We start from the raw sequence: 14403 nt of genomic DNA on the forward strand, positions 1-14403 counted from the left end.
GGCCAGTGGCTATCGGACGTCGACGAAGTCGCCCGCCGCGTTGACTGCCGGGGTCGTGGCCGTGCCCGCGAAGCTGTAGCGGAAGTAGCCGTCGGTGGTGGCGGTGACGGTCGACTTGAGGTCGCCCGTCGAGTTGGACTTGATGGTCTTCACCGTGGTGTAGGTGTTGCTGCCCTTCTTGCGGAACTGCAGCTTCACCGACTGGTTCGTGTAGCCGTGGTACTTGTTGTCCTCCCAGTTGGCCCGGGAGAGCTTGCCGGTGACCGTGATGGTCTTGCCCTTCTTCACCGGCTCCGGCGAGGCGTTGACCGTCAGCTTCGAGTAGCGCTGCACCTTGAACGTGGTGGCCGCGTCGCGGTGGATGTAGTCGAGGTCATTGGCGGAGACCAGCGTGCCGAGCTTCCAGGTGGCCGCCGCGTTGTTGCCGACGAAGCCGACCGATGCCTTTGGGTCGAACGTCAGCGTGCCCGTGCAGGTCGACGTGGTGGCGCTCGCCTTGACGCACTTGATCTCGTCGTCCCAGATCTGCGCGTAGTTCGGATTCGGGCCGAAGGCGCTGATGTACGTGGTCTTGGCGATGCCGGAATCGTCCGATGCGGTCACCGAGACCTTGGCGGACACCACGTTGGTGGTACCGACCACGACAGGCTTGCCGCCGTTGATGACGACCTTGTCGATCGTGATGTCGCCCGATCCGCCGTCCTCCGCCTGGGCGGCGGTGACCCCGGTCGCGGCGACGGCCAGTGCGACGCCGGTGCCGAGCACGGCGAGGCGCATGGTTGTACGCATGAATATCCCCCCACGGATTTCATTGATCGATCAAGGGGGAGCGTACGACGTTGGCCAAGGGTCCACCACGTTGTTGATTATTCGATTCGGCGACTCGGCTCGCTGGTCTGCTGGGCAGCTGCCCGTCCCGTCCCTGCGCCAACCGCCGGGCTGGCGACCGCACTTGGGCCTCTGCGGCGGGGGCGGGTCGGCGGCGCCGGGCGCCCAACTGGCCCTGGGACCACTGGCGATGGCGTGCCTCGCCTTCGGCCACGGGTTCCCTCTCCCGTCGGTCCAGCCGCATCCGGCCCATCTGCCCCAGTATCTGCTCGACCGCAGACGGATCGAGGAGATACCCAGTCCCTGATCCTGATCCATTCCGGCTCCGGCGGCGCGATCACGCGGACGGAGGCGGTTGCGGCCCCCGCTCAGGAAGGCAGGGACGCCGCCATCGCCGCCGCCGCGCGGCGCACCCGGGACGCGTCGTCGCGGACGGTCCGGCTGAACTCCATGTGCAGGAACGGCACGCCCTGGTCCTCCGCCTCTCTGCCCTGTACGTTGCCGCGGCCCTCCAGCGCGCAGCGGCGGGCCCAGGCGCGGCAGACGGCGAAGCCCTCGTGGCGCAGTGCCGTCGCGGTGCGGCGGGCGGTGGGCAGGCCCTTGTCCGCCGAGCCAAGGGAGGCGATCACGTCGTAGCCCGGTTCGGTGCTGTCGGCGAAGCCGTGGACCTGGAGGCCGGGGAGGTGGCGGGCGGCCAGTTCGTCGCAGACGGCGTCGAACACCGTGTCCCTGCGGTGGGCCACGTCGGCGCGGCCCTTCCGGTCGGCGTTGCGGTGGGCGCCGGCCATGACGAGTACGCCGCCCCGCCGGGCCCGCAGCACTCCGATGCCGAGCTGCTCGCTGCCGGAGTCGGCCACCGGGTGCGGCACCTGGACCGACCAGCGGGTCGTGGCGCTCAGGTCGATGTAGATCCGGCCCCAGCCCCGGTGGCCCTCCGCCGCCCGGTCGGAGATCTCCGCGAACCGGCGGCCGGTCACCGTGTCGGTGAAGGTGCTGATGCCGAAGTCGATGCCGTCGAGGCGGCGCCCGGCCTCGGCCCGCCGGCCGTCGAGGAAGAGGCCCACGGCTTCGGCGGCGGTACGGCGCTGGGCTCGCAGGGGTGGTAGGTAGTCGCTGCGCGCGACCGTGTCGTGGGTGAAGTCGGTGATGCGGCGGGCCAGATCCACGCCGTCGCGGCCACCCGCCACGGAACCTCCGGGGCGGTCGTCCCCCGCACCCGGCCCTCGGCCCCCGAACGGTACAAAAAGGGCCACGAGTGCCCCGAGAGTGATGACCATCACGGCGATACCGATCAGTGTTCGCTTGATCGTTACCTTCGAGGTCGAATTCCCTGCCATAGACATATAAAAATATCAGGGGTGTCCCGCCATTCATCTTCCGTCTCCGTCGCTCGCGCCACCGCGCCCGTGCTCCTCCTCGCGGCCCTCACCGGCTGCTCGGTCACGGGTGGTGGCAGCGACTCCGCGGATGCGAAGGAGGGGCCTTCCTTCACCGTCGCCGCGGCAGGCGACGTCCTGATCCACCCCCAGCTGACCGAGCAGGGACGCAAGGACGCCGCGGCGGCCGGGGACAAGACCGGGAAGAAGATCGACTTCCATGCGCTGATGGCCGGGGTCAAGCCCGTGATCAGCAAGGCCGATCTGGCGATCTGCCACTTCGAGCCGGTCGCGGGCAAGCCGCAGGGACCGTTCGAGGGCTTCCCCGACTTCATCGTGCCGCCGCAGATCACCACGGCGCTCAAGGACGTCGGCTACGACACCTGCTCGACGGCCTCGAACCACACCCTCGACCACGGCGCCTCCGGCGTACGGAACACGCTCGACGCACTCGACGGGGCCGGGCTCAAGCACACCGGGTCCGCGCGCAGCAGCGCCGAGGCCGCCAAGCCGCTGATCATGGACGTCAAGGGCGTGAAGGTCGCCCAGCTGTCCTACGCCTTCGGCTTCAACGGGCGGAAGGTCCCGGCCGACAAGCCGTGGCTGACCAACGAGACCGACTTCAAGCGGATCGCCGCCGCAGAGAAGGCCGCCCGCAAGGCCGGTGCCGAGGTGGTGATCCTCAGCATCCACTGGGGCCGCGAGCACCATCCGGACCCGAGCAACGGGCAGCTGAAGCTGGCCCGCAGGCTGGCACGGGAGACCGGGATCAACCTGGTGATCGGCCACCACGCCCATGTGGTGCAGCCGATGGAGAAGATCGGCAACACGTGGATCGCGTACGGCCTGGGCAATCAGGTGGCGCGGCACGACGTGCCCTCGGGACTGACCGAGGAAGGCGTCATCGGCTGGTTCGAGTTCCACAAACGCGGTGACACCTGGGACGTGGACGCCCGGTACGTACCGACGCTGCTGACGATTCCGCCGGATGCCGACGGCAACGGCACACAGGATCCCGATGCGGCGGTGAAGGACCACCGGCTGGTGGACCTGGCGACCTCGCTGGAGGACGCCGACAAGCTGCCGCCCACGGAACGGGCCAGATACCGGATGGCCTTCGAGCGGACCCAGGGCACGCTGCTCAACCGGGGCGCCGTCAAGGACGGACTGAAACCCCTGAAGGGCCTGCCGGAGTGAGCCCGGGAACCAGACCGGGATCGGGTCCGGGATCAGGGCCGGGGACCAGACCGGGATCAAGACCGGGAGTGAACCCCGGTCCCGGGGTGTGCACGGGAGTGAGTACGGAAGCGCGTACGGGAGCGGCTACGGGGCCGGGTCCCATCGGCTGACCCCTGCGGACCGGCGACCTGCCGGACCCGACCGCACTCTCCGCCCGAGCCGCACACTCCGCCCGCTTCACCGACGGCGCCCGCACCGCCACCTCCACCGCTTCCACCACCTCCGGCCCGGCCGGGACGCCCGGCTGCCGGGCTGCCCGGACGGCTCGGGGAGGGGCCGGAGACGGCAGTGGTTCCGTCCGGATGCCGGAAGTCGGAAAGCTCACACTCACCACGCTCCGTACAACCTTCCGCAAAGCTTTTATGTCCAGCAAACGGCTGTGCCTCGTTCAGCACGCCGGAACCGAGCAGACAGTCAAAGGGGAACACGATGGCCGCTTCGTCCTCGAAGCGCCGGCACAAGGTCCGCCGGCGGGCCGATATGTCGCTTCTGGGTGGCATACGTCCCCCCATCGCGGTGCTCTCCGCGCTCCTGCTCTCCCTGGCGGGCATCACCGCCCTCGGGCTGGGCAAGGCGAGCCAGGACTCCGTACCGAAGGCGGTGCTGACCTCTCAGCAGCACTTCGCCGAGGACGGCGCCGTCACGATGCGCGCCTCGATCGACGAGAGCGTCACCGACCTGACCCGCACCGCGGGCCTCTTCAACGCGGGTGACCCGGCCACGCCCGACGCCGTACTCGACAAGATCGGCAGCGTCTACCAGAAGTGGACGGGCACCGCCGTGGTCGAGATCGAGTCCGGCCGGATGCTCGCCGCCCGCGGCGAGAACGTCCCCGTCACCGCCATCGACACCGGCAAGCTCGCCGAGAAGGACGGGCTCAGCCCGCGCATCGTGCGGCTCCAGAACGGCGAGAGCAGGCTGCTCGCCTTCGCCCTGCTGTCCTGGCCGGACCGGCCGCAGCAGTTGCTGATCGCCTCCAACAGCCTCCGCTTCCCCGGCGTCAGCCGCGGCCAGTTCCGCTCGATCGCCGTCGTCGACACCACGGGGCACATCCTCAGCCGCGACGGCGTCCAGGAGCCGGAGCAGGTCAAGACCGACAAGCAGCGCGAGGACGCCAAGCGCTCCGCCAAGCAGCTGACCGCCTTCGCCAAGACGGCCGCGACCAAGACCGCACAGCACCCGCTCAAGGCCAAGGAGCCCGGCTCCGGCGGCTTCCCCGGGGTCAGCGGCAGCCTGCGCGGCAACACCTTCCGCGGTGACCGCGCCGTCGCCGGGTACGCCGCGCTCGCCGGCCCGCAGCCCGGCGAAGGCACCGTCGCCACCTCCCTCGGGCTCACCGTCGTCGCCATGGTCGACGTCGCCGAGGACCCCACCCGCGTCGCGGGCCCCTTCTTCGGCCTGGTCTCCGCCGCCGCCCTGCTGCTCATCGGCGCACTCGCGGTGGCGCTGCTGCTCGGCACCGTGCAGCGGCCGCTCCTGAAGCTGTTCCTGGAGAGCCGGCGGCTGACCCGGGGCGATCTGACCCGCCCGGTCTCCGTCCCCAGATTCGGTGAGACGGCCCGCATCGGGCGCGCCCTGGAGCGTCTGCGCCGCCAGCTCCTCGGCGAACCGGCCGATGCCGGGGCCGCCGCGTCCGACGCCGGGCGCCCGGGGCGCCGGAGCCGGCTCGGCAGCCGCGCGCTCATCGTCATCTGCGGCGTCCTCCTGCTGGCCTGGTCCGCACCGATGCTGCTGCTCTTCAACCGCGCCGACTCGACCGTGGCCGTACCCGAGCAGGTCGTCAGCGACCAGCGCGAGCGCACCCACACCATCTCCGACCGGGTCCGGCGCGCGCTCAACGAGGGCCACGCCGACCTGGTGTCCGTCGCCTCGCTGATCGGCAACCGCACCTCCCCCGACGACATGGAGAAGGTCCTGGAGCGCACCCGCATCGAGCACCAGCGCTACCGCTCGATCTACGTACGCTCCGCCGACGGCACCGTCCAGGCCCGCTCCGGCGAGAAGCCGCACGCGCTGCCCGGCGGCTCCAAGGACAAGCCGCTCACCCAGCCCATCACCGTGCTGAACAAGTCCGGCAAGGAGCCCTCCGTCGCCGGGTACGCGGAGATCCCGGGCCGGAACGGCGCCATGGTGATCGGCGAGTTCCGGATCGACTTCATCAACGGGCTGCTCAAGCGCCCCGGGCTCGGCCAGATCCGGGTGGTCGACAGCGAGCACCGGGTCATCGGCGGCAACTCCGGCTACCTCGCCTTCGACTCCCTGCCGAAGCGGCTGGACGAGCTGGTCTCCGGCACGAACCAGCGGGTCGGCATGAACGCCCCCGCGGGCTCGGTCGTCTACCGCGACGGCGACGGCGTGCAGATCTCCGCCGCCTCGCCCTTCGCCGGTGGCGGCGCCGCGAAGCAGCTCCGCTGGACGGTGGTCAGCTGGCAGCCCGCCTCCGGCCTCGCCATCCCCGAGTACAGCCTGCAGAACCGCACCGTGCTCGCCGGTCTGCTCGGCATCACCGCCGCCGTGGCCTGCCTCGGCTGGCTGTACATCGTCGTCGTACGTCCGCTGCGCGAACTGGCCGGTCAGGCCGAATCGCTGGCCGACGGCGACCGGCGCACCGTGCTCTTCCCGCACCACCACGACGAGGTCGGCGCGGTCACCCGCAGTCTGGAAATTGTCCGGCAGCAGCTCCAGGAGCAGCGCAAACGCGACAGCGCTCCCCTGGTCGGAAGGAACTGAACGGCCGTGCTCTTCCTCTACGGCGTGCTCGTCGTGTGCTGTGTGATCCTCCTGGTCTCCGGCATCGTCGAACAGCGGCGCCACTTCACCAATCTGGAGCGCATACCCACCCGGGTGCTGATCAACGGCATCCGCGGCAAGAGCTCCATCACCCGCCTCTGCGCGGGCGCCCTGCGCGGCGGCGACCTGGTCACCGTGGCCAAGACGACCGGCACCGCGGCCCGCTTCATCCACCCCGACGCCACCGAGGAGCCGGTCTACCGCAAGTTCGGCATCGCCAACGTCGTCGAGCAGATCGGCATCGTGCGGCGCGCGGCCTCCTACAACCCGGACGCGCTGGTCATCGAGTGCATGGCGGTCATGCCGGCGCTCCAGGAGATCAACCAGTCCAAGCTGATCCGGTCGACGATCGGCGTGCTGTGCAACGTACGTGAGGACCACCTCGCCGAGATGGGCCCCACGCTCGACGACGTGGCCCGCTCGCTGTGCCGCTCCATGCCGGAGGGCGGCATCTGTGTCACCGCCGAGCAGGACCGCTTCCACATCCTCCAGGAGGAGGCCGACGCCCGGGACTGCAAGCTGATCTACGCCGACCCGGAGACGGTGAGCGACGAGGAGCTGCGCGGCTTCAGCTGGTTCACCTTCAAGGAGAACGTGGCGATCGCGCTGACGGTCGCCGAGCTCCTCGGCGTGGACCGGGAGACCGCGCTCCAGGGCATGTACGACGCCCCGCCGGACCCGGGTGTCCTCTCGGTCGAGCGGTACCGCACCCACGACGACAAGCGGCTGCGCTTCGCCAACGTCTTCGCGGCGAACGACCCCGAGTCGACGCTGATGAACATCAACCAGCTGCTCGACCTCGGCGCGATCGAGCGCCCGCTGAACGTCGTGATCAACTGCCGCCCGGACCGGGTCGAGCGCAACGGCCAGATGGGGCAGATCATCCCCGATCTCCAGCCGGAGAAGGTGTTCGTGATCGGTCACCCGGCGAAGAGCGCCATCGACGCGATCCCCTCGGAGTGGCGCCACACCGCGGTCGACCTCGGCGGCGACAAGCGCGACCCCGAGGAGTTCATGAACGAGCTGCTCGGGCACCTCGGGCCGGAGTCCTCGCTGGTCGCGATCGGCAACATCCACGGGCAGGGCGAACTGCTCCTGGAGCACCTCGCCGAACTGCCCGCCGACGAGACGCCGGACGAGATCCCGGACGGCCCGTCGGGCGGGGCGTCGACCGGTGCTCCCGCGCAGGCCACCTCGCAGGCGCCCGTACACACCGACGCCCCGGCCGGCAACCCGGCCGACGACGGCCCGGCCACCGCTGCCCTCCCGCTGGTCCCGGCCCAGCAGCAGCAGCCGCGGCACGACGAGACCCTGGCGCTCCCCCGCTACACCCCGCGCCTCGACCCGTACCAGCCCTACCCCGAGGCGTACGAGGCGCGGTACCAGCAGACCGCGCACCTGGCCGCCCCCGTGCAGCCGCAGTCACACCAGCAGCCTCACTCGCCCCAGCCCCAGCACGGGCACCCACAGCCGCAGGATCACCAGGCGCCCCCGCGGCAGCAGACCCCGCAGCACCAGAGTCCGGAAGACCCGGCCGAACCGCCCGCACCCCATGTCCGCGGCATGTTCGAGCCGGTCCGGCCGCCCGCCCCGGCCCAGCAGGAATACCCAGGAGAACCCCGTTGATCCCCTCCGTCCTCACCCCTGAGATTGCCGCCATTGGCATCGCCCTGGGGCTGATGTTCTCGCTGGTCTGCTATCTGACGACCAACCTCTCCCCCGGCGGGATGATCACCCCGGGCTGGCTGGCGCTCACCCTCGTCGAGGACCTCCAGCGCGCGGCCATGGTGGTCGGCGTGACCGTTCTGACGTACGTGGCGGTGCTCGGCCTCCAGAAGGTCGTGATCCTCTACGGCAAGCGGCTGTTCTCCACGGTCGTCCTCACCGGTGTCATCTTCCAGGCGACGCTGATGATCGTGCTGTCGATCGAGTTCCCGCTGATGTACACCAACCAGACCCTGGGCTTCATCGTCCCCGGCCTGATCGCGTACCAGCTCGTCCGCCAGCCCAAGGGCGCGACCCTGCTGGCGACCGGCTCGGTGACGCTCATGGCCTATGTCGTTCTCACCGCAGGCATCCTGCTCGGCGCGCTGCCGACCGTCTGACCCGACCCTCCGGAGCTGACTGACTCATGAGTCCCAAGACCAAGCGCCGCCCCCGTCAGGCGCTGCACGCCGTCACGGTGACCGCTCTGCTCGCGGGCAGCGCCTACCTCACCGTCGAGCTGCGCAAGGACGAACAGGCGAAGGCCCCCGCCGTGCAGGCCGTCACCGACAACCCGGCGCTGAAGTCGTCGAACCTGAAGAGCGGCAAACAGCGCTGGGAGCGGCTGCGCAACCCGTCCCGCACCCTGCTGCGCGGCACCGACGGCGAGATCCTCGCCAGCTTCACCGACGGCGCCCGCACCGCCACCCTCACCGGCCCCAGCCGCACCTTCACCGAGCCCAGCACCACCGCGTCCAAGGTCGTCACCGAGGACTGGGTGCGGCTGATGCCGTACCAGTGGAAGAAGGGCTCCGAGAACGAGAAGTGGTTCAAGGACTGGTTCAAGGAGTTCTTCGGCAGCGAGGAGGACGACCTCTTCGCCACCGCCTTCCAGTACGTCGCCGACGCCCCGGTCAAGAAGGACGACGAGGGGGTCTCCTACGCCGGTGACGCCAACTTCGGTCCGCTCAACCCGAACGGCAGCGAGGGCAACGACCTGCGGCTGGAGGAGTCCGACTTCTTCGACTACCTCGGCATCCCGTACACCTTCCGCAACGGCACGACGATGCAGCCCCGTACCGAGCGCGCCCGCTCCATGGACTGCTCGGGCTTCATCCGCACGGTGTTCGGCTACCGGGCCCGCTACCCGCTCATGGCCACCGACGCGTCCGGCGACGGCCTGCCGCGTACCGCCAACGGGATGGCCCGCTCGCACCGCGGCACGGACGTGATCGCCCTCAAGGGCATCACACCGGCCGACCGGCCGAAGAACATCGATGTGCTGCAACCCGGTGACCTGGTCTTCTTCAAGCTCGACCAGCGCACCAAGGAGCGTCTCGACCACGTCGGCATGTTCCTCGGGCACGACACCGACGGCCACAAGATCTTCATCTCCAGCCGCGAGGAAGCCAATGGCCCGACCATCGGCGACAAGGGCGGCACGTCCCGTCTCGACGGCAACGGCTACTACGCGGCGACGCTGCGCAGCGCGAAGCGCCTGTAACACCGCTGACGGCGCCAACGCCGTCAGCACCGGTGCCGTTCGCTGCGGGACGCCCGCAGCGAACGGCACCGGCACCGGCGAGCGACCCCGGCAGGCGACCCCGCCGGGGTGGCGTCAGCGCAGTTCCTCCGGGCACGGCGTGCCGGGTGACAGCTGGTACGGGGCGGCCAGCCGGTAGACACCCGGCCTCGGCGCGAGCAGTTCCGTCCACTCGTCGCCGTCCGCGTCCTCGTCGACCTTGAGCAGACAGCCGTTGTCGTTGACGAAGGTCCGTGGGGTGTCCTCGTCCGTGCGCCGCTTGGACTCCTCGGTCTCCTGCGGCCGCTCGACGCTCTTGCCCTCGGCGTCGACCAGGGCGAGCCAGCGCGAGTACGGGATGCGGATCAGGACGCGGCCCGGTGTCTTCACATGGATGGTCAGCTCGCCCGCGCCGGCCCGGTCCACCGTGGCCGGCGGATCGGCCAGCGGCACCGGGCCGTCCACCTCGAAGAGCCGCCAGTTGGCGTCGGACCACACCGGCTTCAGGTACGGCAGCCCCTCGTCGACGAGCTGCGCCTCCTGCACCGCGCCGTTGGAGTCCGGCGTCCCCTTGGGCAGCACCACGTAGTGCACCGCCCAGCGGTCGAGCCACTGGCGGTAGTTGGCGCTGTTCAGGGTGTCGTCGTAGAAGAGCGGATTGCGCTCCATGTCCGCCTGCCGGTTCCAGCCCCGGGCCAGGTTGACGTACGGCGCGAGCGCGGACGCCTCCCGGTGGCTGCTCGCGGGCACGACCTCGACCCTGCCCCGCTCGGCGCCGACCTGTTGCAGCTCATTGACGAGCGGGGCCAGCTCACGCGCCCAGGAGGCGGTGGGGGCGGTGCGGACGATGTCGTCGACGCCCTTGAAACCGATCCAGAAGTTCAGCCCGGCGAACGCGATGACCAGCGCGTACCAGCGCCGGGAGCGCGGTGCGGTGTACGGCAGCGCGGCAAGGAGCACCACCCCGGCGAACAGCATCGCCATCCGGGTGATGTTCGAGCCGATCTGCGAGTCGATCACATAGGTCAGCAGCGTCCCGACGCCGTACACGGCGGCCGCGGTGCGGACCGTCTTCCAGTCGCGCGGTACGAGGACGAAGACGAGGACCGCGAAGATGAACGGCAGCGAGAGCGTCGCGATGGACATGGGCTGCGTACCGGAGAACGGGAACAGCCAGGCGGACAGCGCCACCACCGCGACCGGGGCCAGCCCGATGGCGTACGCGCCGGGGCGCCGCTTGTTCAGGAACAGCGCGGCGGCGACCACGCCCAGGAACAGCCCGGCCACGGGGCTGCTCGCCGTCGCGAGCCCGGCGAGCGGCGCGGCGACGGCCGCCTTCGCCCACCGCCTACGGGGGGCGCAGCGACAGCTGCTCCGGTGGAGCCGGTGCTCGCACCGGAGGTAGGGCCAGCAGAACACCGCGGCCGTCGCACCCACCGCGAACATCATGCCGAGCCCGAACGTCACCCGCCCCGACAGCGCGTTGCACAGATACGCGAACGCCCCGGCGAGCGAGCAGGCCAGCGGATTACGGACGGCCCGGACCCGGACCAGGATCAACGCGGTCAGCGCCGCCGACACGGTCCCGGCGACCATCATCGTCGTACGCACCCCGAGCACCGACATCAGATACGGCGAGACGACGCTGTACGAGACGGGGTGCATGCCCCCGTACCAGGCGAGGTTGTACGCCGTACCGGGGTGCCGCCCGACGAACTCGGCCCAGGCGTCCTGGGCCGCGAGGTCGCCGCCGCTGTTCGCGAAGAAGAAGAACCAGAGCAGGTGGGTGAGGGCGGCCACGGCCGTCGTCAGCAGGACCGGGTGGCGGCGGCACCAGTCCTTGATCCCGGCCGGGGAGCCACCGGCCTCCGGCCCGGACCGGCGCCCGGTGTCCTGTTCGGAGTCCACGAGGCCCACGGCCGTCTCCGCCCGTCTCGGCTCAGCAGTGGTCACTGCGAATCTCCCCGTCCCTACCCGGACCATTGTCGGAACCGACGGCGTACCGCGCGGGCCTCATGTGCCGGAAGACGCGCTCCAGGATCCACGCGTTGTCTCCGGGACGCTAGCACGCACCGTTTTACTGTCCGAAAATGCCCGTATGGAACGGGCGAATCTCCTGCGGACTGCCACACTCCACCAAGATCCTTTAGTCACACGATCAGGGAGTATTTATGCGTACATGGCAAGCGCGTACGGCAACGCTCGCGGCCTCGATGGGCGTGATGGCGCTCGAAAACGCCTGTGCCACGCAACGCTCGTCGCGTTGCGTGGCACAGGCCGTTCCAGGCGTCGAGCCGTCGCCCAACCGTTTGATCAGCTGATTCGCGTCAGTTTCTTGCTGAATCCGGGAGCCTTCAGGTCCTCCTGGAGGGCCACCGGGGCGCTGGCCCTGCCGGGGCCGGTTCCGACGGTGACCACACCCACCGTGGTGCCCGCCGACGCCTCGTGCGGGATCGTCTTTCCGTCGTTCGACACGGACAGTTCGACCTTCAGGCCCGGCCAGCCCTTCGCCTTCAGGTCGCGGGTCGCGACCAGCGCGGTCCGGCCGCCGAGCCCGTCGTCCACGTACCCGACGACGTCACCCTTCTTCACGACCCGGGCGGAGGTGACGGCCTTCTGCGCATCCTTGATCAGCTTGAGGCTGTTGTTCAGCGACATCACCAGACTGTCGTACGGCTTGCCGGTACCCGCCTGCTGGCCCATGACGGCGCCGTAGATCCACAGCTTGCGCCCGTCGACGACGGTGTTCGCGGCCCAGAGCAGGTTGCCGCCGGCCGGAGTGGACGAGCCGGTCTTGATGCCGCTCACCCCCGGCTCCAGCAGGATGGTGTTGTTGTTGTAGATCACCGTGTCGACCCCCGGGATCTTGATCTGCGGGGTGTCGACGATCTCCCGGAACACATCGTTCTGCATGACCGCCCGCGCCAGCTTGAGCTGGTCCTCGGCGGTGGAGACGGTGTTCTTGTCCAGACCGCTCGGGTCGGTGTACGTCGTGTTCTTCATGCCGAGGTCCTTGGCCGCGGCATTCATCTTCGCCACGAACTCCTTCTCGGACGGGGCGTCCCAGCGGGCGAACAGCCGCGCCGCGTTGTTGCCGGAGGGGATCATCAGCAGTTGGAGCATCTGCTTCTGAGTGAACCGCTGCCCCTTCTTGATCGGCGCCGTCGACTCGTCCTCGTGCTTGGACTCGTCCTCCGCCTGCTGGTCGACGGTGATCTTCTCGCCCTCTTCCTTCCCCTTGAGGGGGTGGTCCTTGAGGACCACGTACGCCGTCATGACCTTGGCGACACTGGCGATGGGCGCGGGCTTCTGCGCACCCGCGCTGCCCATCGAGCCGACGCCGTCCACGCTCACCGCCGACTGGCCCTGCTCCGGCCAGGAGAGGTTCAGACGGTCACCGTCGAAGGTGTACGCCGACTCGACCGACAGCCCCAGCTCAGGGTCCGGGAGCGGGCGCACCGTCTGCACGATCGCAAAGACGATCAGCAGGAGCAGGGCCAGCGGGGTCCAGATCTTGACCCTGCGGACGGCGGTGCGGACCGGCGTCTCCGGCGGCGGGGGGGTGTTCGTCAGCTCGGCCAGCAGGTCGAGCGGCGGCCTGGGCGGCATCGGCTGCTGCGTGGTCCGCTCGGCGGTGTACAGCGGGGCGGAGGCGGCCGGGGCAGCGGGCGTCTCGGGCTTACGGGGCGCGGGAGCCGACGCGGGCCGTACGTCGTCGCTGCGCAACGGTACGAACTTGCTGGTCCGTTCGGCGGCGGACTCGGGCGCGGATTCTGCCGTGGACTTGGGCGTTGATTCGGGCTTGGACTTCGAGGCGGGCGGGGTGATCTTCAGCGCGGTCGTCGGCTGGTCGACCCGGGCGGCGGGCGCCCTGAAGATGGCGGTCGGCTGATCGATGCCCTGCTTGTCATCGTCAACGGCGTCGCCAGCCTCGTCGGCGGCGTCGTCGTCTTCGGCTTCCTTTGCCTTGGCGTCCTCGGACTTGGCGTCCTCGGACTCGCCTGCGGCGGCCTTGGCCTCGTCGGACTTCTCGGCCTTCCCGGCCTTCCCGGCCTTCTCGGCCTTCTTCTCGTCGGAGGAGGCCTTGTCGCCGGACGGCTCGTCTTCGGACGGCTTGTCCGTGTCCTCGGCTGCGTCCGCAGCCTTTTCCGCGTCCTCGTCCGCGTCGGCGGCCTTCTCCGCGTCGTCGGACTTCGCATCGTCCGCCGCGTCGTCACCGTCCGCGTCGTCGTCCTTCGACACCCAGGCGGCAACGGCCGCACGCAACCGCGCGTCGCCTTCCCCGGTGCCGTCCCCGGCACCTTCGGCAGCCTCAGCAGGCCCGGCGGGCTCCGCCGGCTCCTCCTCATCCGCTGCGGCATCCGCGGCGTCGGGCGCATCGGCGCTCACAGCGGCCTCAGGTGCCTTCTCCGGACGCCCGGAGCCCTTCCCGGCCCCCTCGGTCTCCGCGGCCTCCTCGGCGCTCACAGCGCCACCAGAGCCCTCGGTCTCCGCCGACGGCCGCGCGTCGTCACCACCCTCGGCGTCGTCACCACCCTCGCCGCCCTCGCCGTCGCCGGACGGCATCGTGCGGAAGACAGCCGTGGCCGTGTCCGTCTTGATGCCCTCGTCGTCCGTCGTGGCCGGCGCCGTGCGGAAGACGGCCGTGGCCGTGTCCGTCTTGGTGTCGGCCGCGTCATCGGCGGGCGGTTCACGGAAGACGGCAAGCCGCGGATCACTCTCGCTCCGAGCCGTACCCGACGACTTCTGCTGCTCCGACTTGTCGGGGGACTCGCCCGCCACCGATGCCTCCTCCATGCGGCACGGGGGACACCCCCGCGCTGTCCGAACCATCTACCAGTGTCCTGTGTGAACCACCGGCCCGGCTGCTAGACGAGAACGACATACCTACTGGTTCCCATACAAAGCACCCAGGCACTCTCGACAGACCAATGTGAGAGGGGT

The 14403-nt window shown here is 70.0% G+C and carries 9 protein-coding genes; 5 read left to right on the forward strand and 4 right to left on the reverse strand.

What is annotated here, in order from left to right; all coding sequences use genetic code 11:
- Nucleotides 1-9: 9 nt before the first annotated feature.
- Nucleotides 10-789 (reverse strand): calcium-binding protein, encoded by a 780-nt coding sequence (locus GA0115234_RS07220; RefSeq protein WP_093540009.1) that lies wholly within the window; start codon nucleotides 787-789, stop codon nucleotides 10-12.
- Nucleotides 790-1196: 407 nt separating this feature from the next.
- Nucleotides 1197-2015, reverse strand: coding sequence for a hypothetical protein (locus tag GA0115234_RS07225; RefSeq protein ID WP_093540010.1), 819 nt, complete (start codon nucleotides 2013-2015; stop codon nucleotides 1197-1199).
- A 171-nt stretch (nucleotides 2016-2186) separates the two neighbouring features.
- Here GA0115234_RS07225 and GA0115234_RS07230 point away from each other — a divergent pair, with 171 nt between their 5' ends.
- The 5 genes from GA0115234_RS07230 to GA0115234_RS07255 all read left to right on the forward strand — a co-directional run bounded on the left by GA0115234_RS07230 (nucleotide 2187) and on the right by GA0115234_RS07255 (nucleotide 9441).
- On the forward strand, nucleotides 2187-3401 hold the full coding sequence (locus GA0115234_RS07230; RefSeq protein ID WP_256088656.1) for a CapA family protein: 1215 nt from the start codon (nucleotides 2187-2189) through the stop codon (nucleotides 3399-3401).
- 471 nt (nucleotides 3402-3872) lie between these two features.
- Nucleotides 3873-6173 carry a cache domain-containing protein gene (locus GA0115234_RS07240; RefSeq protein WP_237541120.1) on the forward strand — a complete coding sequence of 767 codons (2301 nt, stop codon included), beginning with the start codon at nucleotides 3873-3875 and terminating at the stop codon, nucleotides 6171-6173.
- 6 nt (nucleotides 6174-6179) lie between these two features.
- On the forward strand, nucleotides 6180-7859 hold the full coding sequence (pgsB, locus tag GA0115234_RS07245) for a poly-gamma-glutamate synthase PgsB (protein ID WP_093540013.1): 1680 nt from the start codon (nucleotides 6180-6182) through the stop codon (nucleotides 7857-7859).
- Nucleotides 7856-8338: a poly-gamma-glutamate biosynthesis protein PgsC/CapC gene (locus GA0115234_RS07250; RefSeq protein WP_093540014.1), complete on the forward strand. Its 483-nt coding sequence runs from the start codon at nucleotides 7856-7858 to the stop codon at nucleotides 8336-8338. Before pgsB ends, GA0115234_RS07250 begins: the two co-directional genes overlap by 4 nt.
- A gap of 26 nt (nucleotides 8339-8364) precedes the next feature.
- The gene (locus tag GA0115234_RS07255) at nucleotides 8365-9441 is read left to right on the forward strand and encodes a C40 family peptidase (protein ID WP_093540015.1); all 1077 of its coding nucleotides are present in this window, start codon (nucleotides 8365-8367) and stop codon (nucleotides 9439-9441) included.
- A 114-nt stretch (nucleotides 9442-9555) separates the two neighbouring features.
- Here GA0115234_RS07255 and GA0115234_RS07260 read toward each other — a convergent pair whose 3' ends face one another.
- Entirely contained in the window at nucleotides 9556-11412 is a 1857-nt protein-coding gene (locus GA0115234_RS07260) for an MFS transporter (protein WP_370803982.1), read from the reverse strand.
- 360 nt (nucleotides 11413-11772) lie between these two features.
- Nucleotides 11773-14241 carry a D-alanyl-D-alanine carboxypeptidase family protein gene (locus GA0115234_RS07265; RefSeq protein WP_093540016.1) on the reverse strand — a complete coding sequence of 823 codons (2469 nt, stop codon included), beginning with the start codon at nucleotides 14239-14241 and terminating at the stop codon, nucleotides 11773-11775.
- Nucleotides 14242-14403: the final 162 nt, after the last annotated feature.

The organism is Streptomyces sp. DvalAA-43 (assembly GCF_900091725.1).
GTDB classification, from domain to species: domain Bacteria; phylum Actinomycetota; class Actinomycetes; order Streptomycetales; family Streptomycetaceae; genus Streptomyces; species Streptomyces pulveraceus.